This is a genomic window from Ruminococcus sp. CAG:330, assembly GCF_000437175.1.
GTDB lineage: Bacteria > Bacillota > Clostridia > Oscillospirales > Ruminococcaceae > Ruminococcus_C.
Genome location: NZ_FR898089.1, coordinates 34,104 through 55,279, shown reverse-complemented (window position 1 = coordinate 55,279; position 21,176 = coordinate 34,104). Strand labels below are relative to the sequence as shown.

General features: G+C 46.3%; 18 protein-coding genes. 10 read left to right on the top strand and 8 right to left on the bottom strand.

From position 1 onward, the window contains the following. The first annotated feature begins 69 nt into the window (after positions 1-69). From QZL66_RS10465 to ruvX, 5 genes are all read left to right on the top strand, one after another. Positions 70-1,191: a carbamoyl phosphate synthase small subunit gene (locus tag QZL66_RS10465; protein WP_022411667.1), complete on the top strand. Its 1,122-nt coding sequence runs from the start codon at positions 70-72 to the stop codon at positions 1,189-1,191. After that, on the top strand, positions 1,182-4,373 hold the full coding sequence (gene carB, locus QZL66_RS10460) for a carbamoyl-phosphate synthase large subunit (RefSeq protein WP_022411666.1): 3,192 nt from the start codon (positions 1,182-1,184) through the stop codon (positions 4,371-4,373). The genes QZL66_RS10465 and carB overlap by 10 nt, the downstream gene beginning before the upstream one ends. Before the next feature lie 104 nt (positions 4,374-4,477). Beyond that, a complete protein-coding gene (locus QZL66_RS10455) occupies positions 4,478-5,248 on the top strand; it encodes a dihydroorotate dehydrogenase electron transfer subunit (protein WP_022411665.1) in 771 nt (256 codons plus the stop codon). After that, complete coding sequence (locus tag QZL66_RS10450) at positions 5,249-6,160, top strand: dihydroorotate dehydrogenase (RefSeq protein ID WP_022411664.1); 912 nt, start codon at positions 5,249-5,251, stop codon at positions 6,158-6,160. It begins immediately after the preceding gene. Between the two features lie 9 nt (positions 6,161-6,169). Continuing rightward, entirely contained in the window at positions 6,170-6,604 is a 435-nt protein-coding gene (gene ruvX, locus QZL66_RS10445) for a Holliday junction resolvase RuvX (RefSeq protein ID WP_022411663.1), read from the top strand. On the opposite strand, the gene QZL66_RS10440 is transcribed toward ruvX, so the two are convergent. Beyond that, positions 6,585-6,758 (bottom strand): hypothetical protein, encoded by a 174-nt coding sequence (locus QZL66_RS10440; protein WP_022411662.1) that lies wholly within the window; start codon positions 6,756-6,758, stop codon positions 6,585-6,587. The genes ruvX and QZL66_RS10440 overlap by 20 nt on opposite strands. Before the next feature lie 112 nt (positions 6,759-6,870). On the opposite strand from QZL66_RS10440, the gene QZL66_RS10435 reads away from it, so the two are divergent. Then, positions 6,871-7,380 (top strand): tRNA (cytidine(34)-2'-O)-methyltransferase, encoded by a 510-nt coding sequence (locus tag QZL66_RS10435; RefSeq protein WP_022411661.1) that lies wholly within the window; start codon positions 6,871-6,873, stop codon positions 7,378-7,380. A 72-nt stretch (positions 7,381-7,452) separates the two neighbouring features. Here the strand turns inward: QZL66_RS10435 and QZL66_RS10430 are convergent, their stop codons facing one another. From QZL66_RS10430 to dapF, 7 genes are all read right to left on the bottom strand, one after another. Further along, positions 7,453-8,502 carry a tyrosine-type recombinase/integrase gene (locus QZL66_RS10430; protein WP_022411660.1) on the bottom strand — a complete coding sequence of 350 codons (1,050 nt, stop codon included), beginning with the start codon at positions 8,500-8,502 and terminating at the stop codon, positions 7,453-7,455. 111 nt (positions 8,503-8,613) lie between these two features. Continuing rightward, a complete protein-coding gene (locus QZL66_RS10425) occupies positions 8,614-10,218 on the bottom strand; it encodes an NAD(P)/FAD-dependent oxidoreductase (RefSeq protein ID WP_022411659.1) in 1,605 nt (534 codons plus the stop codon). Positions 10,219-10,224: 6 nt separating this feature from the next. Next, positions 10,225-11,487, bottom strand: coding sequence for an aminoacetone oxidase family FAD-binding enzyme (locus QZL66_RS10420; protein WP_022411658.1), 1,263 nt, complete (start codon positions 11,485-11,487; stop codon positions 10,225-10,227). Then, entirely contained in the window at positions 11,487-12,845 is a 1,359-nt protein-coding gene (locus QZL66_RS10415) for a PFL family protein (RefSeq protein WP_293615128.1), read from the bottom strand. The genes QZL66_RS10420 and QZL66_RS10415 overlap by 1 nt, the downstream gene beginning before the upstream one ends. Before the next feature lie 36 nt (positions 12,846-12,881). Next, positions 12,882-13,151, bottom strand: a complete 270-nt coding sequence (locus QZL66_RS10410; protein WP_022411656.1) for an ACT domain-containing protein — start codon at positions 13,149-13,151, stop codon at positions 12,882-12,884. Between the two features lie 21 nt (positions 13,152-13,172). Continuing rightward, entirely contained in the window at positions 13,173-14,378 is a 1,206-nt protein-coding gene (locus QZL66_RS10405) for an LL-diaminopimelate aminotransferase (RefSeq protein ID WP_022411655.1), read from the bottom strand. Between the two features lie 49 nt (positions 14,379-14,427). Beyond that, a complete protein-coding gene (dapF, locus tag QZL66_RS10400; RefSeq protein ID WP_336309471.1) occupies positions 14,428-15,288 on the bottom strand; it encodes a diaminopimelate epimerase in 861 nt (286 codons plus the stop codon). A gap of 305 nt (positions 15,289-15,593) precedes the next feature. Between dapF and QZL66_RS10395 the strand changes: the two genes are divergently transcribed. From QZL66_RS10395 to QZL66_RS10380, 4 genes are all read left to right on the top strand, one after another. Beyond that, entirely contained in the window at positions 15,594-15,872 is a 279-nt protein-coding gene (locus QZL66_RS10395) for an Asp-tRNA(Asn)/Glu-tRNA(Gln) amidotransferase subunit GatC (RefSeq protein ID WP_293615028.1), read from the top strand. Between the two features lie 74 nt (positions 15,873-15,946). After that, positions 15,947-17,389, top strand: a complete 1,443-nt coding sequence (gene gatA / locus QZL66_RS10390; RefSeq protein WP_022411652.1) for an Asp-tRNA(Asn)/Glu-tRNA(Gln) amidotransferase subunit GatA — start codon at positions 15,947-15,949, stop codon at positions 17,387-17,389. A gap of 18 nt (positions 17,390-17,407) precedes the next feature. Next, positions 17,408-20,278, top strand: a complete 2,871-nt coding sequence (gatB, locus tag QZL66_RS10385) for an Asp-tRNA(Asn)/Glu-tRNA(Gln) amidotransferase subunit GatB (protein ID WP_022411651.1) — start codon at positions 17,408-17,410, stop codon at positions 20,276-20,278. A 141-nt stretch (positions 20,279-20,419) separates the two neighbouring features. Next, entirely contained in the window at positions 20,420-21,100 is a 681-nt protein-coding gene (locus QZL66_RS10380) for a GTP pyrophosphokinase (RefSeq protein ID WP_022411650.1), read from the top strand. Positions 21,101-21,176 lie beyond the last annotated feature (76 nt).

Here is a 21,176-nt window from a genome sequence, read left to right as displayed (position 1 = left end):
AAAACAGTTTGTATGGACTGCGTAAAATAGAATGGCAAAAACGAGAATATAACAGAAAGGACTGGTGTCATGTCTTTATTGGAACGTGGCGATAAAGCCTATCTCCTTTTGGCAGACGGAACAATTTTTGAAGGGCTGCATTTTGGTGTAAAAGGAACGGCATTGGGAGAAGTTGTATTTACAACTGGTATGACTGCTTATCAGGAGACCTTGACGGATCCGAGTTATTACGGTCAGCTTGTCACACAGACTTTTCCGCTGATTGGCAACTATGGCGTGAATCAGGCAGACAGCGAATCTGCACAGTCGTACATTGGCGGATATATTGTCCGTGAATGGTGCGATACACCGTCGAACTTCCGAATGGAAGGAAACATTGATGAATTTCTGAAGGAACAGAATATTGTCGGTATCTACAACATTGACACAAGAAAGCTGACACGCATCATCCGTGAAGTTGGTGTCATGAATGGTATGATTACCACAGAAGATCCGTTTTCGAAGAAAGAAGAACTTCTGGAACAGATTCGTGCCTATGAGATCAAGAATGCAATTGTTTCGGTTACTGGAACAGAGATCCGCACTTATTGCGGAGATGAAACACCGAAGTATAAGGTCGCACTCTATGATTTTGGCTACAAGAGAAACATTCGGAATGAGCTGGTAAAGCGTGGATGTGAGGTTGTAGTTGTCCCGGCACAGACTACGGCAAAGGAATTGCGGGAAATTGCACCGGATGGCATTATGCTTTCCAATGGCCCTGGAGATCCCTCTGAAAATCAGGAGATTATCCAGAATGTTCGTGAGATTGCTGCGCTGGGCATTCCGATTTTCGGCATTTGTCTGGGTCACCAGCTGCTGGCACTTTCTCAGGGCTGCGTTACCGAAAAGCTGAAGTATGGTCACCGTGGTGCCAACCAGCCTGTCATTGATCTGGCAAGCCACCGTACCTACGTTACCAGCCAGAACCATGGTTATGCAGTCGTAGGGGAGAGCCTGGATCCGGAGATTGGTGAGGTTTCACACATCAATGCAAATGACCAGACTTGTGAGGGCATTCGCTATAAGAAAATTAATGCTTTCACTGTACAGTTCCATCCGGAAGCACACGGTGGTCCTTTAGATACGGTTTATTTGTTCGATGAATTTATTTCTGTTATGGAAAAGGAGAAGGGTGCACTATGCCATTAAGAAATGATATCAAAAAGGTTCTTGTCATCGGCTCCGGTCCGATCATTATCGGACAGGCAGCGGAGTTTGACTATGCAGGTACACAGGCATGTCGTGCATTGAAACAGGAGGGCTTGGAAGTCGTTCTGATCAATTCCAATCCGGCTACCATCATGACGGATAAGGCAATGGCAGATAAGGTGTACATCGAACCGCTGACACTGGACGTTGTCAAGAAAATCATTCAGATTGAAAAGCCGGACAGCCTGCTCTCTACAATGGGCGGACAGACTGGATTGACTCTGTCCATGCAGCTTGCTGCAGAGGGATTTCTGGAAGAAAACGGCGTAAAGCTGCTGGGCGCAGATCCGCTGACCATTCACAAGGCAGAAGATCGTCAGGCATTCAAGGATACCATGGAAAAGATCAACCAGCCCTGCATTCCGTCTAAGGTGGTTGAAACCATTGATGATGCAGTTGCATTTGCAGAAGTGATTGGTTATCCGGTAATTGTACGTCCGGCATTCACACTGGGCGGAACTGGCGGCGGTATTGCAGATAACGAAGAAATGCTGCGTGACATCACCAAGAATGGTCTTCGCCTTTCTCCGATTACACAGGTTCTGATTGAAAAGTGCATCAGCGGTTGGAAAGAAATCGAGTTCGAGGTAATTCGTGACAGAAAGGGTAACGTTATCACAGTTTGCTCTATGGAAAATTTTGATCCGGTTGGTGTGCATACAGGTGATAGTATCGTTATTGCACCGACAGTTACATTAACAGATCGGGAATATCAGATGCTCCGTACTGCTGCCATCAATATCATTTCGGAGCTGAAGGTAGAGGGTGGATGCAACTGCCAGTTTGCCCTGCATCCGACCAGCATGGAATATGCTGTCATTGAGGTAAATCCCCGTGTATCTCGTTCTTCCGCACTGGCTTCCAAGGCAACTGGTTATCCGATTGCAAAGGTTGCAGCGAGAATTGCCGTTGGTTATACGCTGGATGAGATCGTTAATCAGGTAACTGGTAAGACCTACGCATGCTTTGAGCCGGCACTGGACTATGTTGTTGTCAAGTATCCGAAGTGGGCGTTTGATAAGTTTGTCTATGCAAAGCGTACCCTTGGCACACAGATGAAGGCAACCGGTGAAGTTATGGCAATTGGTACGACTTTTGAAGAAGCCATCATGAAGGCAGTTCGTTCGACTGAGCTTGGTGTGGATTCCATGAACATGAAAAAGTACGAGAAGATGTCTTTGGATGAGATCATGGAGCGGCTCCAGGTCGTAGATGACGAGCGTGCATTCCAGTTGTACGAGGCAATGAAGCGTGGCAAAACCGTTGAAGAACTTCACGAGCTGACCATGGTTGACTGCTGGTTCCTGAATAAGCTGATGAATCTGATTGAACTGGAGCGGGAAATGGCAGAAAAACCGCTGACAGAAGATCTTTATCTGCTGGCAAAGCAGTACGGTTATCTGGATGGCACCATTGAACGGATTTCCGGCAAGAAATGCCCAATGCATCGCCATGCAGTTTACAAGATGGTTGATACCTGCGCCGGAGAATTTAAGGCAGAAACACCGTATTTCTACTCCACATATGACGATGAAAATGAAGCAAAGGAATTCATTGAACGTCAGAACAGCGACAAGAAGAAAATTATCGTATTTGGTTCCGGCCCAATTCGAATTGGTCAGGGTATTGAGTTCGACTATTGCTCGGTACACTGCGTATGGACACTGAAAGAAATGGGCTGCGAGGCAATCATTTGCAACAACAATCCGGAAACGGTTTCCACGGACTTTGATACCGGCGACCGCCTGTATTTCGACCCGCTGACCAAGGAAGACGTTGCCAATATCATCAACACAGAAAATCCGTATGGTGTTGTGGTACAGTTTGGCGGACAAACTGCAATCAAGCTGACTCGGTATCTGGCAGATATGGGTGTTCGTATCCTCGGTACTTCTGCGGATGACATTGACGCTGCAGAGGACAGAGAACGTTTTGATGAACTCCTTGGCAGATGCAGTATCCCTCGTCCGGCCGGCGAAACTGTTATGACAACCGAAGAGGCATTAAAGGCAGCGAACGATCTGGGTTATCCGGTATTGATGCGTCCGTCTTACGTCCTCGGTGGTCAGAATATGATCATTGCGCACTCAGACAAGGATATCGTAGAGTATATGGCGATTATTACAAGTCATATGATTGAAAATCCAGTTCTGATCGATAAGTATATGATGGGTACCGAGGTGGAAGTCGATGCAATTTGTGATGGCACCGATTATCTGATTCCCGGAATCATGGAACACGTAGAGCGTGCAGGCGTGCACTCTGGCGACTCCATTTCGATCTATCCGGCGCAGAATCTGAGTGAAACGGTAACAGATACTATTGTAAGATACACTGGCCTTTTGGCAAAGGAACTGCACGCAGTTGGTTTGATTAACATTCAGTATGTAGTCTATAACAATGAAGTGTATGTCATCGAAGTAAATCCTCGTTCCTCTCGTACGGTACCGTATATCAGTAAGGTGACTGGCATTCCTATGGTAGATATTGCAACCAAGATCATGCTTGGTGAAACGCTGAAAAGCCTCGGTTATCAGCCGGGTTTGCATCCGAAGGGGAAGTATGTTGCGGTTAAGGTACCGGTATTCAGCTTCGAAAAGCTTCAGGATGTAGATACTATGCTTGGTCCGGAGATGAAGTCCACGGGTGAGTGCCTTGGCATTGCCACCAATCTGGAGGATGCACTTCTGAAGGGTTTGATTGCTGCCGGATATGACCTGAAAAAGGAAGGCGGCGTGCTGATTTCCGTTCGGGATAGCGACAAGCAGGAAATCATCGCAATTGCAGATAAGTTCGCACGGATGGGATTCGAACTCTATGGCACCAGTGGAACGGCTGCGGTTTTGAATCACAACATGATCGCTACCAATCTGGTAAAAAAGATTTCGGACGGCGAACCAAATACCATTACGCTTTTGGAGAGCGGGAAGATTCACTATATGATTTCCACCTCCGAAAAAGGACGTCTGCCGGCAAGAGATAGCGTAAAGATGCGCCGGAAGTCTGTAGAGCGTTCCATCTGCTGCCTGACTGCAATCGATACGGCCTCTGCACTGGCAAATGTTTTGGAATCCGGACGCAGCATTGATGACGTTGAAATGATTGACATCACAAAAATCTAATTGATATTGTTTCCATTGGATTCCCATGGCGGGCAGGAGTTTCTTCCGCCCGCCCTTTTTNNCCCGCCATTTTTGATCAATGATACTGAAAGGAGATGCTTGATATGGCATATCAACAGATGCAGGCACCCATATTGAAACAAGAGGCACTTGCAGCGCATATTTTCCGAATTATTTTGCACTGTCCGTCGTTGGCAGCAACAGCAGTACCGGGGCAGTTTGTGCATATTCTTCCGTTGGGATTTACCCTGCGCCGTCCCATTTCTATTTGTGAGATCAACAAAGAAAACGGAACGCTGACCATTGTTTTTGAAGTAAAGGGAAATGGCACGCAAAAAATCGCATCACTTCGTCCGGGAGAAACTATGGATGTTCTTGGCCCGCTTGGCCATGGATTTACCATTTTGCCGGAGGCAAAGCATGTTGTTCTGGTAGGTGGCGGTATCGGTAATCCGCCGATGCTCACATTGGCACAGTATTATGGGGAACGAGCTACCGCAATTTGCGGTTATCGCACCGCTGGAATTGTGACTCTCCAAAAAGAATTTCAGGAAAGCGGTGCAAATCCCATTTTATGTACAGATGATGGCACGGCTGGCCGGCATGCGTTGGTGACAGAACCGTTGAAAGAAATCCTTGCGGACAAGAAGACGGATATGGTGTATGCCTGTGGACCTCGTCCGATGCTAAAGTTTGTTGCTGCCGTGGCAAAAAAATCCGGCGTGCCTTGCGAAGTATCCATGGAGGAACGCATGGGCTGTGGAATCGGTGCTTGCCTGGTATGTGCTTGTGAGTTGGAGCGAGAGGGGAAACCTGTGATGGGTCATGTTTGCAAAGATGGCCCGGTATTTCGTGCAGAGGAGGTTATTTGGTAAATGGCAAATTTATCGGTTGAAGTTGCAGGCGTAACATTGAAAAATCCGATTATTCCGGCATCTGGCGTATTCGGATATGGAAGAGAGTATGAGCAGTTGTTTTCGCTTTCTCTGCTCGGCGGTATTGCAACTAAAGGAACAACAGGACAGCCTCGTCCTGGAAATCCGGCACCTCGTATTGCAGAAACCACAGGGGGTATGCTGAATTCAGTTGGATTGCAGAATCCCGGAATTGATGCGTTTTTGGAACGGGAACTGCCAAATCTTTTGACCAAGGATACTGTGATTCTGGCAAATATCGCTGGCTCTACAATTGAAGAGTGTGTATCCATTGCGGAAAAACTGGATCAGACAGATGTTCATATGATTGAACTGAACATCTCCTGTCCGAATGTCAAAAAAGGCGGTGCTGCTTTTGGTGTACACTGCGAGAGTGCGGAAGCGATTACTGCAGCTGTTCGGAAAGCAACGAAAAAGCCGTTGATTGTCAAGCTTTCTCCCAATGTCACCAGCATTACGGAGATTGCAAAGGCAGTGGAGAGCGCTGGCGCAGATTCGGTTTCTCTGATCAACACGCTCCTTGGAATGCGCATCAATATCGAAAATCGCCGGCCGATTCTGAAGAATAATGTTGGCGGTATGTCTGGACCGGCTGTATTTCCGCTGGCAGTTCGCATGGTATGGCAGGTTTCGCAGGCAGTTTCGATTCCGATTATTGGTATGGGTGGTGTTTCCAGTGGGGCGGATGCCATTGAAATGATGATGGCTGGTGCATCGGCAGTTCAGGTTGGCGCTGCAATTTTCACAGATCCGTATGCACCGGTTCATATCATTCAGGAGATGGAAGAATGGCTGGATGCTCATCAGATTGCAGATGTTCACGAAATTATTGGAACTGTACAGCCGTGGTAGGAGAGTCGCATGATTATTTTAGGTGTAGATTTTGGGGATGCTCGCACAGGTTTGGCAATTTGCGACAAAGGAGAAATGCTGGCTTCTCCCATTGGTGTGATCTCTGAGCATGATTTTGACCGCTGTATGGAAAAGGTGGCAGATGCTGCAAAAGAGCATCGTGCACAGATGATTGTTGTTGGATTTCCAAAAAATATGAATGGCACCATAGGCGAAAGAGCCGAACTATGCCGGCTCTTTGCAGATGGATTACAGAAATTAACGAATCTTCCGGTTGAATTGTGGGACGAACGCTGTACGACTGTGTCGGCGCATTCTTATTTGAATGTGACAAACACACGTGGGAAGAAACGAAAAGCAGTTGTCGATGCAGTCGCTGCCACAATTATTTTGGAAAGTTATCTTGGGTATCGAAAGAATGTGACTACCACATCAGAGATGTGATATCGTCCAGCACACAGCCAGCAGCCTTTACTGCTTTTCCGGCATTTTTCTTGATGTCGTGCTTCTGTCTGGATGTTGCCTTTGACATCATATAGCAGACAGTTCCAACAGTTGCACCAACGGTTACTCCACGAACAATAGACTTAATGGTCATAAAGGGAGGCCTCCTTTCTGAACAGCCGCTTTTTGCGGATTCCTGTTACAATTCTAGTATTTGCGGAAAGTCAGTATTTTATGCATGATAAACGGAAAGGAGGGAGAGCAATATGACACCACAATTGAATATTGTTCTGGTAGAACCGCAGATTCCGCAGAACACGGGGAATATCTCCAGAACTTGTGCAGTCACTGGTGCAAGATTGCATCTTGTGGAACCGCTTGGATTTGTTGTAACAGATAAGCAGCTCAAGCGTGCTGGTCTTGACTATTGGGATAAACTGGATATCACATATTATCAGGATATCGGGGATTTTTTTCTGAAAAATCCGAATGGTATGTATTATTATTTCACAACCAAAGGAAAGCATATTCACAGTGATGTTGCGTATTCGCAGGAGAAACCGGTATATCTGGTGTTTGGAAGGGAAGACCGCGGCTTGGATGAAACGCTGCTGTATCACAATCCGGATACTTGCGTGCGAATTCCCATGCGAAAAACATTGCGAAGTTTGAATCTTTCGAATTCAGTTGCCATCGCAGCATATGAAGTTTTGCGGCAATGGGAATATCCGAATTTGTCAACGGAAGGGAATTTGACAAAGTACACTTGGGAATAGGTGATTTCTCATAGAAAACCAACAGCCGATTCAAAACTTTGAATCGGCTGTTTTTCGTTTGTTTCAGGAGTTTCAGGAATTGTCAGATTTATCAGAGGAAGATGCATCATCATCTTGTTGCCCATCCAAAGACGAAACGGTATTTTTTTTCTTTTCAAAGTGTGCGAGCGGGGAACTCTCCGTGGCGTGTTTGAGAATTTGATTAGATAGGTGAGTATAAATTTCAGTGGTAGATGTACTGGAATGTCCTAAAATTTCCTTTAATGTTAATGCATCTACATTTCCGTATTGGTACATAAGCGTTGCAGCCGTGTGACGCAGTTTATGCGTTGAATATCCACGGCCATCCAAATCAGCTTGGAATAGCGCATTTTCAACGATTTGCTGTACACGGCGTTTGCTGATTCGTTTGTGGCGCTTGCTTAGAAAAACAGCCTTTTCCTGCGATTCTGGCGGAAGATCTCGAACTTTAAAATAGGCGTCCAAAGCGTCCATACATGCATCGTTTAAGTATACCATACGTTCTTTGCTGCCTTTTCCAAGGACACGCATTTTTGCTTCTTTCCAGTTAATGTCAGAAACATTTAAGCCAACCAGTTCACTCAGACGAATCCCGCAGTTTAGAAAGATCGTAAGAATGCAATAGTCACGTTCCGGGTATGCCGTATCGATAGATTGCAGCAAATGCTGGCTTTCTTCCAATGTGAGATATCGAGGAAGTGCCTTTTTGGGAGAGGGTAATTCTAAACGCTCTGTAGGGTCGTGTGCAATGATGTTTTGGTGATTACACAAATACCCAAAGAAACTGCGGAGGGCAGAAACCTTTCTGCCACGTGCACGATCATGATTCTCACGTTCTTCTGTTACATAGTACAAGAAGTTGTATAAATCCTGTAATTTGACATTTTCCAACATAGAGATTGGAATATCCCGAATCGGGATCTGCTGCAAATCGTCTGTGTTCTGATAATTTGGATCCTGCATCATACGCAGATATTTGAGAAACATGCGGATGTCCAGATAATATTCCTGTACAGTGCGGCTGGAGAGTGACTTCGTAACAGTGATGTAGAGAATATAATCCAAAAAATAATCAGGGCATTGTGTGCGGTCAATTTCCATGATAAACTACCTCCCTTCTAATTTGGAATCCGCAATTGCACCAAATTTGTATTTGGTGCAATTAGAAATCGGAGATTTTTGGCATCCCCTCTCCATACATTTTTTTGAGCGCTATGATTTTTGATGCTTTTTGCACAAAAATTCTGCACATCGAATTCCATCAACTGCTGCCGACGTAATTCCTCCTGCGTAGCCGGCTCCCTCTCCGCAGGGATACAATCCGTGGAGCGAGACAGACTCACAAGATTCATTACGAACAATTCGTACAGGTGAAGAACTTCGACTTTCAATTCCAGTTAATACAGCGTCCGGCGTTGCAAATCCGGCAATCTTTTTGTCCATTGCAGGAATTCCAAGTCTTAATGTTTCTGTAATTACTTTTGGTAAATAATCGTCCAATGCTGCAAATTTTACACCCGGCAAATAAGTCGGATGAACTGTTCCAAACTGGCTGGAAATCCGATTTTTGAGAAAATCCCCAACACAGCAAACAGGTGCATTGTAGTTGCCACCGCCGGCAAAAAATGCCGCAGTTTCCAGCTTTTCTTGAAATTTTACACCTGCCAGAGGATGCGCATCCTGTAATTCTGCTGGCGTAATTCCAACGAGTAAAGCACTATTGGCATTTTTCCCATTTCTGGCATAATTGCTCATGCCATTGACCACAAGATGTCCCGGTTCCGAAGACGCAGCAACCACTTCCCCGCCTGGACACATGCAGAATGTGTACAGACTGTGTCCATTCGGAAGGTGAACTGCCAGCTTATAATCTGCTGGCGGCAGTTCAGCAGGTCTAGTTTCTCTTCCGTACATTGCCATGTCAATTAATTCCTGTGGATGTTCAATTCTCACGCCAATTGCGAAATTCTTTTGCGTCAGTGCGATGTTTTCCTGATATAAAAATGAAAACATCTCTCTTGCACTGTGTCCGACGGCGAGGATACAGTCTTGGCAGAAAATCTCGTGTTGTGTTCCATTCTGCCGATAGACTAATGAGGATACACGGCTGTTAGTTCTTAGAATCTGCTCCACTTTTGCATTGAACAGGACTTCCCCACCATATTTTTGAATGGTTTCTCGGAGCTGCTTGACAACATGCACGAGCTTGTCCGTTCCGATGTGCGGTTTCGCCAAATATAGAATTTCTTCCGGTGCCCCGCATGCAACAAAAGTTTCCAGCACAAAACGAATTCGGGAGTCTTTGATTCCAGTTGTCAGCTTCCCATCAGAAAATGTTCCAGCACCGCCTTCGCCGAATTGAATATTGCATTCCGGATTCAACTGACCAGTCGTTCGAAATTGCGCTACCGCCTTTTGCCGATCTTCTACGCAGGAACCACGCTCCAACACAATGGGTTTGAGTCCTGCTTTGGCAAGAATCAGTGCAGCAAACATTCCAGCTGGGCCAAATCCGACAACTACTGGCCGTTTGGCGATAGTTGTATCGCAAATCGGAAAATCATAATGGTATTCGGTGTATGGTTGGACATCCCGATCCCCTGCTAATTTTTTTAGCACATGCTCCTCTGATTTGACACAAAGAATTAGTGTTAATACAACAGAAATTTTAGGCTTTTTTCGAGCATCGATGGATTTTTTGAGGTATTGGCAGTGCAGGATTTCACTTTCTGAGATGCGAAGCCGCTTTGCCGCTGCACGCTCTAGGTCCGCTTTGGTATAAGAAATCGGCATAGTGAGATTCATCAATTTAATCACGGAAAGTTACACCATCCTTTCAAGCGTATTTTTTAAATAGGCAGCAGCCTCCATACCGGCATATTGTCCAGAACACCATGCCCAATTGAGATTATATCCCCCGCATTCTCCGTGAAGATCTAGGATTTCCCCGGAAAAAAATAATCCGGAGATCCACTTGGATTCCAACGAGTTTTTTCGAAGCTGTTCCAGTGGGATTCCGCCCGCCGTTACCTGTGCATTTTGCCAGTTTCCTCTTGAAATGACAGGAAACCGCCAATCATGACACATCTGGGAGAGCCGTTCTAATTGGAAAGGTGTGACTTGATAGACTGGAATATCCGTTGGAATTTTACAGGAACGAAGTAATTGTATGCCAACTTTTTTTGGAAACAAACCGGTTAACCAGTCCTCTGTCCGCCACTGCGTGCGAATTGAGTACAATTCCCACAACATCGCCTGTGTTTGAGATGACGTTTGATGCGACAGCAAGTTCAGCGAAAGAGCGGTTGGATTTTCACTGGATAGGCGTGCAGACAAGTTCATAATACAAATACCGGACAATGCATTTTCAGTAAACTGCACTTCCCCGCTTTCTTTTCCTATGATATTTTCCTGTGCGTCGAGTGCAGAAACTGTCGCAGAAATTCGAATGCCTTTTAGTGTACGGAGCAATTTAGGCTCTGCCTGAAAAGCAACAAGTGCCGGAGAAAGATTGGTTTCATGATGCCCAAGTACAGAGAGCCATTTCATAGCGTTTCCATCAGAACCGGTTTTTGGCGCAGCAAATCCGCCTGTAGCGACAATCACCGCTTTGGCTATTATTGTGCCATCTGAAGTTTGTACGAAAAACGTATGCTGTTTTTGCTGTATTCCAGTGATGTGGCAGTTGCAACATACAGAAATTCCAAACGCTTCTGTTGTCAAACGAAGTGTATCCAGGACAGAAGATGCCTGATTGCTGTGCGGATATAATCGGCCATCGGTTTCTTCACGACAGTATAGCCCCATAGTTTGAAAGAATTCTTTTGAGGAAAGTGTTTGTGATAGAAATTCCGGTAAAACAGCAGTCAAAGAACCATGATACGCAGCATAATCTTTGGATGTGTTTCCGAGGTTGCATCTTCCGTTTCCGGTCACAAGAATTTTTTTTCCAACTCGTGGGTTTTGTTCCGCAATACAAACGGAAAACCGATCGCCGCAAATTCGTTTGGCTGCAATTGCGGCGGCGAGACCAGAGGCTCCGCCGCCGATTACAAGCAGATCTGTTTGTAACAATTGTTTCGTCATTAGTTCTTGATACTGTGCATCGGTGCAGGAATTCTTCCTCCACGGGAGATAAACTTCTCTGCGGATTTTTCCTTTACCGGCATAACCGGAGCACTTCCGAACAGACCACCGAATTCCAGCATATCGCCTTCCTTCAAGCCGATGGCAGGAATCAGACGTACTGCAGTTGTCTTGTTGTTCACCATGCCGATTGCCATCTCATCTGCAATGATTGCAGAAATTGTGGAGGCAGGAATGTCACCCGGAACAGCAATCATATCCAGACCAACAGAGCATACCGAAGTCATAGCTTCCAGTTTGGTCAGTGTCAGTGTGCCGTCTACCGCAGCGTCAATCATTCCAGCGTCCTCAGAAACCGGAATAAATGCGCCGGAAAGACCGCCAACATTGGAGGATGCCATAACTCCGCCCTTCTTGACGGCATCGTTCAGCAGTGCCAATGCAGCGGTGGTGCCGTGTGTACCGCAAGTTTCCAGACCCATTGCCTCTAGAATGTGCGCAACACTATCGCCAACAGCAGGTGTCGGTGCCAAAGACAGATCGACAATTCCAAACGGAACGCCCAGCATCTTCGAAGCCTTTGCGCCAACCAGCTGACCCATACGGGTGATCTTGAACGCAGTCTTTTTGATGATATCTGCCAGCTGATCGATGGTGGCATCCGGATATTTCGAAATAGTGGAACGAACAACACCCGGACCAGAAACGCCGACATTGATAACACAATCCGGTTCGCCGACGCCATGGAAAGCACCAGCCATGAACGGGTTGTCCTCTGGTGCGTTGCAGAAGATAACAAGCTTCGAAGGACCAACGCACTGGCGGTCAGCGGTCAGCTTTGCAGATTCCAAAACGATGTCGCCCATAATGCGGACAGCATCCATGTTAATACCGCTTCTGGTAGAGCCGACATTGACGGAAGAGCACAGACGGGTTGTTACATCCAGTGCTTCCGGAATGGAACGAATCAGTTCCAGATCGCCGGCACTGAATCCCTTGTGTACCAGTGCGGAATATCCGCCGACAAAGTTGACACCGCAGGTTTCCGCAGCACGCTGCAAAGCCTTTGCAAACTTTACCGGGCTATCCTTCGGGCATGCAGCAGCGAGCATTGCAATCGGTGTAACAGCAATACGCTTGTTGATGATCGGAATGCCGTATTCCTTTTCAATTTTTTCACCAGTCTCTACCAGCTTTTCTGCTTTGCGTGTGATTTTGTCATAGACTTTATCGCAAGCCTTATTGATATCGGGATCGATACAATCCAGCAGAGAAATTCCCATGGTAGTGGTTCGAATATCCAAGCACTCATCCTGAATCATGCGGATGGTTTCGAGAATATCCCCTACATTAAACAATGTACTATTCATATTTCTGATTTCTCCTGCTTTTGATTAAATGCGGTGCATTGCATTGAAAATGTCTTCATGCATGGTGTGGATGGACAGACCGAGATCCGTTCCCAGTGTAGTCAACTTATCGCTGAGTTTGGTGAAATCTGTGGTCATATCGGTGATGTCTACCATCATGATCATGGCAAACATATCCTGCAATACACTCTGTGTTACTTCCAGAACATTTGCGTGATATTCTGCGCAAACGCCGCTTACCTTGTGCAGAATGCCGACGTTATCCTTACCAATTACTGTGATTACTGCTCTCATTTTTGTGTAACTCCTTTGTTTTTACTTTTGAAGCAGCTGCTTCATGCGCTGCATTGCCTCAATGGTCTTGTCACGATCGCCAAATGCGGTCAAGCGGAACCAGCCCTCACCGTTCTTGCCAAAGCCCTCGCCCGGCGTGCCGACAACAGCAATCTGATGCAGCAGGTAGTCAAAGAATTCCCAGCTGGACATCTGATTCGGGCACTTGAGCCAGATATAGGGCGAATTCTTTCCGCCGGTGTACTGGATTCCCAGTTCATCCATGGTCTTTGCAATGATTGCAGCATTTTCCTGGTAGTATGCAATGTTTTTATGAATCTGCTTCAGTCCCTCGTCTGTGAAAACAGCGGCAGCTGCGCACTGTACCGGATAAGAAACGCCGTTGAACTTGCTTCCCTGCCGTCTGCCCCAGATCTGTGCGATGCTGACATCTGTGCCGTCGGATGCAATGACATGCAGTGCTTGCGGAACAATGGTGTAACCGCAGCGCATGCCGGTGAATCCGGCGGTTTTGGACAGAGAGCACATTTCAATGGCACAGTCCTTTGCACCGTCGATTTCATAGATGCTGTGCGGAACGTCCGGATCTGTGATGAATGCCTCATAAGCAGCGTCAAATATGATAATTGCCTGATTTTTCTTTGCGTAATCGATCCATTCTTTCAGCTGATCTCTGGTGTATGCAGAACCAGTGGGATTGTTCGGAGAGCACAGATAGATAAGATCTGCATGTACAGCAGGATCCGGCATTGCTGCAAATCCGTTTTCCTCATTGGAATCGGCGTAAATGATGGTTCTGCCGTTCATCTTGTTTGAGTCAACATAAACCGGATAAGCCGGATCAGTGATCAAGACGATGTTGTCGTCTCCGAAGATATCGACGATGTTACCGCAATCGCTCTTTGCGCCGTCGTTTACACGGATCTCATCCAATTCCAGAGAAACGCCAAATTTCTTGTAATAGCCGGCAATTGCCTTTTTCAAAAAGTCATAGCCCGTGCCGCTGTCCTCATATCCCTTGAAGGTTTCCTTTACGCCCATTTCCTCGGCGCCCTTTTTCATTGCCTCTACGCAAACCGGCGCAATCGGCAGTGTAACATCACCGATTCCCATCCGAATCAGAGATGCATCCGGATTTTCTGCCAGAAATGCATTTACTTTCTTTGCGATGTTGATAAACAAATAGTTTTTTTCCAGCTTCAGAAAATTTTCATTGATCGTAGGCATAGTTTTCTCCTTGCTTTTGTTTTTTATCGTCACTTACAGAAAAATGCACTTAGAGCGTTCTGCAAGAAACCGGTACATTGATTTTCCCCTCAAACACATAGGTCGCCGGTCCAATCATTGTGACATTTTCATCTTCGTGATAGATGATGCGCAGATCACCGCCGCGCAGGTGAATCAGAATCTCCTCACCTTTCTTGCAGTAGCCATTCAAAACTGCTGCAACTGCGGTTGCACAGGCACCGGTTCCGCAGGCGAATGTTTCGCCGCTTCCCCGTTCCCAAACACGCATCTGGAGCTCGTGATCATTGATGACGCGCACGAATTCTGTGTTGACACGATTCGGGAAAAGCACATGATGTTCGAAAGAAGGTCCGATTTTCTCCAGATCCAAAGAGTTCACTTCCGGCAGGAATACAATAGCGTGTGGATTTCCCATAGAAACGCAGGTCATTTCATAGGTCTTTCCTGCAACCTCGACAGGCTGTGCAATGAAGCGCTCCAAAGCGGAATCCACGGGAATGTCACGAGGAACAAGAATCGCCTTTCCCATATCCACCTTTACGCTTTCGATTTTACCATCCTCTCCAGGATAGAGCGTCAGATACTTGATTCCGGAATTTGTTTCCAGAGAGATCTCTGTCTTATCTGTCATGCCCATATCATAGACATATTTTCCGATGCATCTTGTTGCGTTTCCGCACATCATTGCTTCAGAACCGTCAGCGTTAAAAATTCGCATCCGAAAATCTGCCATTTCGGATGGAAGAATCAGAACCAAACCGTCTGATCCTACGCCAAAGCGTACATCACTCATGAAAATCGAGAGCTTTTCCGGATTCACAACGGTTTCCTGAAAGCAATTGACATAGATGTAATCATTTCCAATTCCGGTCATTTTGGAAAAGGTCAGCATCTGTTCTGCTTCCTGTGCCTTTGAAATCTGCATAAGAATCCTCCTTATTCTGAAAATACCACTTTCTATTATAACGAAAAACAAGAAAAAAATCAAGTTATATCCTGAAATTTTTTGAAAATCAGGAATTTTATACTTCCATCAAAGAAAAAACTTGCAAAATACGGGGCACTGTGTTATAATAAAACAGACCATATGGTATATTTGCCGAACAAATCTGTTCGGGCATGCCATGGATAACATGCGTACTCCTGTTTTGCTTGCTTTACATGGGTGCGGAATGCAGAAATGAGGTATTGGATTTGGATTTACAAATGATTGCATATTTGGCTGAACTGGGAAAACTTCGCTTCACAGAGGATGAAATGGAGAAGATGGCAGCTGAGATGACTAGCATTATTGGAATCATGGACACGGTCAAAGAAATCGATGTAGAATATGATGCCTATGCGGACAATAAAAATGTCTATCTGTATGACCTGAGAGAAGATGTCAAGGAGCCAAGCTTCCCGACAGAGAAAATCTTGCAGAATTCTGTACACGATGAGAACTGCTTTGTTGTGCCGAAGGTCGTAGAATAACAAAGCCCATGTTTTGTGTGCAGTACTGAAAATGAAAAGGAGGCGTTCGCCAAACGAGGCGGATGGAAAACAATATGGATTTTACAATAGAACATCTGCGGCAGATGCTGGATCAAAAGAAAATCTCTGCGGTAGAATTGACGCAGGATTATCTGGATCGCATCCGGAAGTATGATGACGTGCTGAAAAGCTATATTACGGTGACACCGGAACAGGCAATTTCAGATGCAAAAAAAGCACAGGAAAAGATTGATGCAGGAAAAGCAGGCATGCTCTGCGGGATCCCTTTTGCAATCAAGGACAACATCTGTACCGATGGTGTGCGGACTACTTGTGCTTCTAAGATGCTGGAGGACTTTATTCCGCCGTACAATGCAACTGTCATGGAAAAGCTGATTTCTCAGGATATTGTAATGCTGGGCAAAGCAAGCATGGACGAATTCGCAATGGGCGGTTCCACACAGACTTCTGCTTTTGCAAAGACTCGAAACCCGTACAATACAGAATGTGTTCCCGGCGGTTCTTCTGGCGGTTCCGCAGCCATTGTGGCAGCTTCTCTTGCCGCCGCAGCAATTGGTTCTGATACCGGCGGATCAATTCGTCAGCCGGCAGCGTTTTGCGGCGTAACCGGTCTGAAGCCGACTTATGGCCGTGTTTCCCGTTATGGTCTGGTGGCATTTGCTTCTTCTCTGGATCAGATCGGGCCGATTGCCAAGAATGCAAAAGACTGTGCTTGGATTCTGAATGCGATTGCAGGATATGATCCGCATGATGGAACGGCTTCTAAACGGGATGTGGAAGACTATACTGCCAAGCTTGGCAAGGAAATCAAGGGCTTGAAAATCGCCATTCCGAAGGAATTCTATGGGGAAGGCATTGATGCGGAGATTCGTGATTCTGTCATGCAGGCTGCAAGGGCATATGAATCCATGGGCGCACAGCTGGTAGAATGCAGTATGCCCAGCCTGAAATATGCAGTTGCTGCGTATTATCTGATTGCATCCGCCGAGGCATCGTCGAACCTCTCTCGCTATGATGGAATCAAGTATGGTCATCGCAGTGAGATTGGCGATACGTTCCAGGAACTGATCTGCAATTCCAGAAGCGAGGGTTTTGGCGAAGAGGTGAAGCGCCGGATTCTTCTCGGAAACTATGCTCTGTCCAGCGGTTACTATGATGCATATTATCGGAAGGCGCTGGCACTGAAGCAGCGGATTTCCGCAGAGTATGCGCATATTTTTGAGACATGTGATGTCATCCTGACGCCAACCACGCCGTCTGTTGCATACGGTGTTCACGAGAACATCTCGGATCCGGTAAAAATGTATCAGGCAGATATCTGTACCGTTACCGTTAACATTGCCTCCCTTCCGGCGATTTCGACACCGTGCGGTTACAATGCAGCAGGAATGCCGATTGGTATGTCCATTGTCGGCAAGCAGTTCGATGAAGCAACCATCTTGCAGGTTGCAGATGCTTTTGAACAGCAGTTCACACCTGTTGCACCGAAACTTTAAGGAGGTCTGTGTTTTATTATGTCATCTTATATTCCTGTTATTGGTTTGGAAATCCATGCGGAGCTTCTGACACAGTCCAAGGTTTTTTGTACTTGCAGCGCAGAGTTCGGCGGAAGCCCCAATTCCCGCTGCTGTCCGGTCTGCACCGGTATGCCCGGCACACTTCCGGTAATCAACCAGAAAGCCGTAGAATATGCTGTAAAGGCAGGTATGGCGCTGGGCTGCGATATTAGCAAGTTCTCTTCTTTCGACCGAAAGAATTACTTCTATCCGGATCTTCCGAAAGCATATCAGATTTCGGAACTCTATTATCCGCTGTGTCTGGAGGGCAAAGTAGCCATCGATACCCCGAATGGTCAGAAGTATATTCGTATCAACCACATCCATCTGGAAGAGGACGCCGGAAAGCTGGTGCACGATGATTTCAATGGCGTTTCTCTGGCAGACTATAACCGTTGCGGTATTCCGCTGATTGAAATTGTAACAGAGCCGGATATCTCCTCTGCGGAAGAGGCAAAGGCGTTTGTTGAAAAAGTCAGCCTGCTGCTGCAATATGCCGGTGTATGTGACTGTAAGATGGAGCAGGGTTCGCTGCGTTGCGATGTCAACATCTCTTTGATGCGTCCGGAGGACACACAGTTCGGAACACGTGCGGAGATCAAGAACCTGAACTCTCTCAAGGCAATCACAAGAGCAATCAATTATGAGATCAAGCGGCAGTCCCGTTTGCTGGATGCCGGAAAACGTGTCATTCAGGAAACCCGCCGTTTCAATGATAACAAGGGCGAAACTACTTCTATGAGAAGCAAGGAAAATGCGCACGACTATCGTTATTTTCCGGAGCCGGATATTCTTCAGGTAAATCTCACAGATGAAATGCTGGATGTAATTCGTGGCATGCTTCCGGAACTTCCGCAGAAGAGAATGGAACGCTATACCAAGCAGTACGGTTTGCCGGAAAATGATGCGCAGATCATTGTCAATCAGAAGCGTGTTTCCGACTTCTATGATGCTGCCGTGGAGGCATATCCGCAGCCGAAAAGCATTGCGAATTTTGTTATTGTTGAGCTGCTCCGCCGTGTAAACTTGGGTGAAGTGACGATGGAAGCGCTCCCCTTCTCTGCACAGGAATTTGCGCAGCTGGTTCAAATGGCAGATACCGAGCAGGTTTCTAAGAACGATGCGAAGAAAATTCTGCGTAAGATGATCGAAACCGGAAAGGATGCAAAGACCATTGCAGAAGAGTCTGGAATGCTCATTGCCAATGATACCTCAAAGGCAGAAGCAGTCATTGCTGAGATTCTCGCAAAGCAGGCAGACGCTGTTGCACAGTATCAGAGCGGCGAAAAGAAAGTCTTTGGATTCCTCATGGGTCAGTGCACAAAAGAACTCCGTGGCGTTTGCACGCCTGCAGCAATGAAGGAAATTCTGGAGAAAAAGCTGAGTGAAGCAACTCTTGTTTCAGGCACAAGCGAAGCTGCAGCAGATTCTGAGGAAACGGTTAAGGAAACCGAAGTTTCCTGCACGCCTTATGTGAATGAGGCTGCGTATCGTCCGGAACGGAAAGATGGCATTCTGCAGATCAGTACAGATCAGCTGCTGTCGGAATTCGATTTCTCGGAAGCAGCCGATCATGTGGGCGAAGAAATTACCATTCGAGCTTGTGTGCATAAGATTCGCAAGATGAGCGAATTTGCATTTATCATTCTGAGAACCGGACGCTACTTGATTCAGACACTTTACGCACCGGCACAGTGCAAGGATTCGATTGATGGACTCCGTGAGGGTAATTTTGTTCTGGCACGTGGTGTTGTAAAGCAGAATGAAAAGGCAGTTGGCGGTGTTGAGGTGCAGTTGTCTGCATTGCAGCTGATCTCTGGCTCTAACGAGGATTATCCGCTGAAAGTTTCAAACAAGAAGCTTGGCTGCTCTCTGGATGTCAACTTGGATAATCGCTCAGTTGCACTTCGTAACGTATATGAGCGTGCTATCTTTAAGGTGCAGGAGGGCGTTGTAGGCGGATTCCGTGAATTTATGCTGAAGGAAGGCTTTACGGAAATCCATACGCCGAAAATCGTTGCACAGGGCGCTGAGGGCGGTGCGAATATCTTCCATCTGGAATATTTCGATAAGCCCGCATTCCTGAACCAGTCTCCGCAGTTCTATAAGCAGACTGCAGTTGCATTTTTCGATCGTGTTTTCGAAATTGCACCGGTATATCGTGCCGAAAAGCATGCGACCTCTCGTCACATCAACGAGTATATTGGCCTTGACTTTGAAATGGGCTATATTGACAGCATGTACGATGTTATGGCGATGGAAACTGCTATGCTGCGTTATGTTATGGAATATCTCAAAGAGCACTATGCTTATGAACTGGATCTGCTTCAGGCAGACGTGCCGGTTATCAAGGAGATTCCGTGTGTAACACTGCTGGAGGCAAAGGAAATCCTCGGAAACAAGGGCTCTAAGAACAAGCTGGATCTGGAACCGGAAGATGAGGTTGCAATTTGCGAGTATGCAAAGGAGACTTTTGGAAGTGATTTCATTTTTGTCACCCACTTCCCGTCCTCAAAGCCGCCGTTCTATGCGATGAATTCGAGAGAAGATCCTCGTCTGGCATACAAGTTCGACTTGCTATTCCGTGGATTGGAAATTACCAGTGGCGGTCAGCGTATCCATAATTACCAGGAGCAGTTGGAAAAGATGCATGCACAGGGATTGGATCCGGAGGACTTCAAGTATTATCTGGAGGCACACAAATACGGTCTTCCGCCGCATGGCGGCTTGGGAATCGGTTTGGAGCGTCTGGTAATGAAGCTCCTCGGACTGTCCAATGTGCGTCAGGCAAGTATGTTCCCGCGTGACATCAACCGTCTGCTTCCGTAATCTCAGAGCGTTGTTCTGTTTCCTATCCATGCATTTCAACAAAAAGAACAATCGTAAAGTCCCATAAGCCAACTATCGAAAAACGTACGCAAGAACCCAAAAATTGTGTGCGTTTTTTGTTTCATTCGGAGGTGATTGTCAATGGATGAAAAAAATTTTTATCTGGATGCCATTCGTGATGTGGTTCCCGCCAATAAAGAGGATCAGATTCAGGATGCATTTTACTCATTTTTGGAATTGGAACATCTCTATGACTCCGTAATTGAACTGGTAAAAACTCAGCTCGGAATTTTTGACAATGAGTTTAGCATGCGTTTTCAAAGAAATCCCATTCATAACATTGAAAGCCGGATCAAAACACCGCAGAGCATTGTCGGGAAATTACAGAGAAAAGGTATGCCGGTTACGCCGGAGAGCGCCAGAAATAACTTGATGGATATTGCTGGTGTTCGTGTGATCTGTTATTACATTGATGATATCTATGCAATTGCAGATCTTCTCACAGTGCAAAGCGGGTTCCATCTCAGAAAGATTAAGGACTACATCAAAAATCCGAAGCCGAATGGCTACCGCAGCTTTCATATGATTCTGGATGTTCCTGTGCACATGTCCACAGGCGTACAGATCGCACCGGTTGAAATCCAGATTCGAACGATTGCAATGGACTTTTGGGCAAGCTTGGAACATCAGCTGCACTACAAATCAACTGGTGATCCCAAGGTCGCTGCGACATTGACTGGAGAACTGAAAGAATGCGCAGAAACCATTGCAGCAACAGATGCAAAAATGCAGGATATGTTTAAGAAGATCAATTCGCTTTAATCGGAAAAAGACAAAATCGAAAAGTATCAAAAAAGCTCTCACAATACACTGTGAGAGCTTTTCTTGGCTTCTGTGA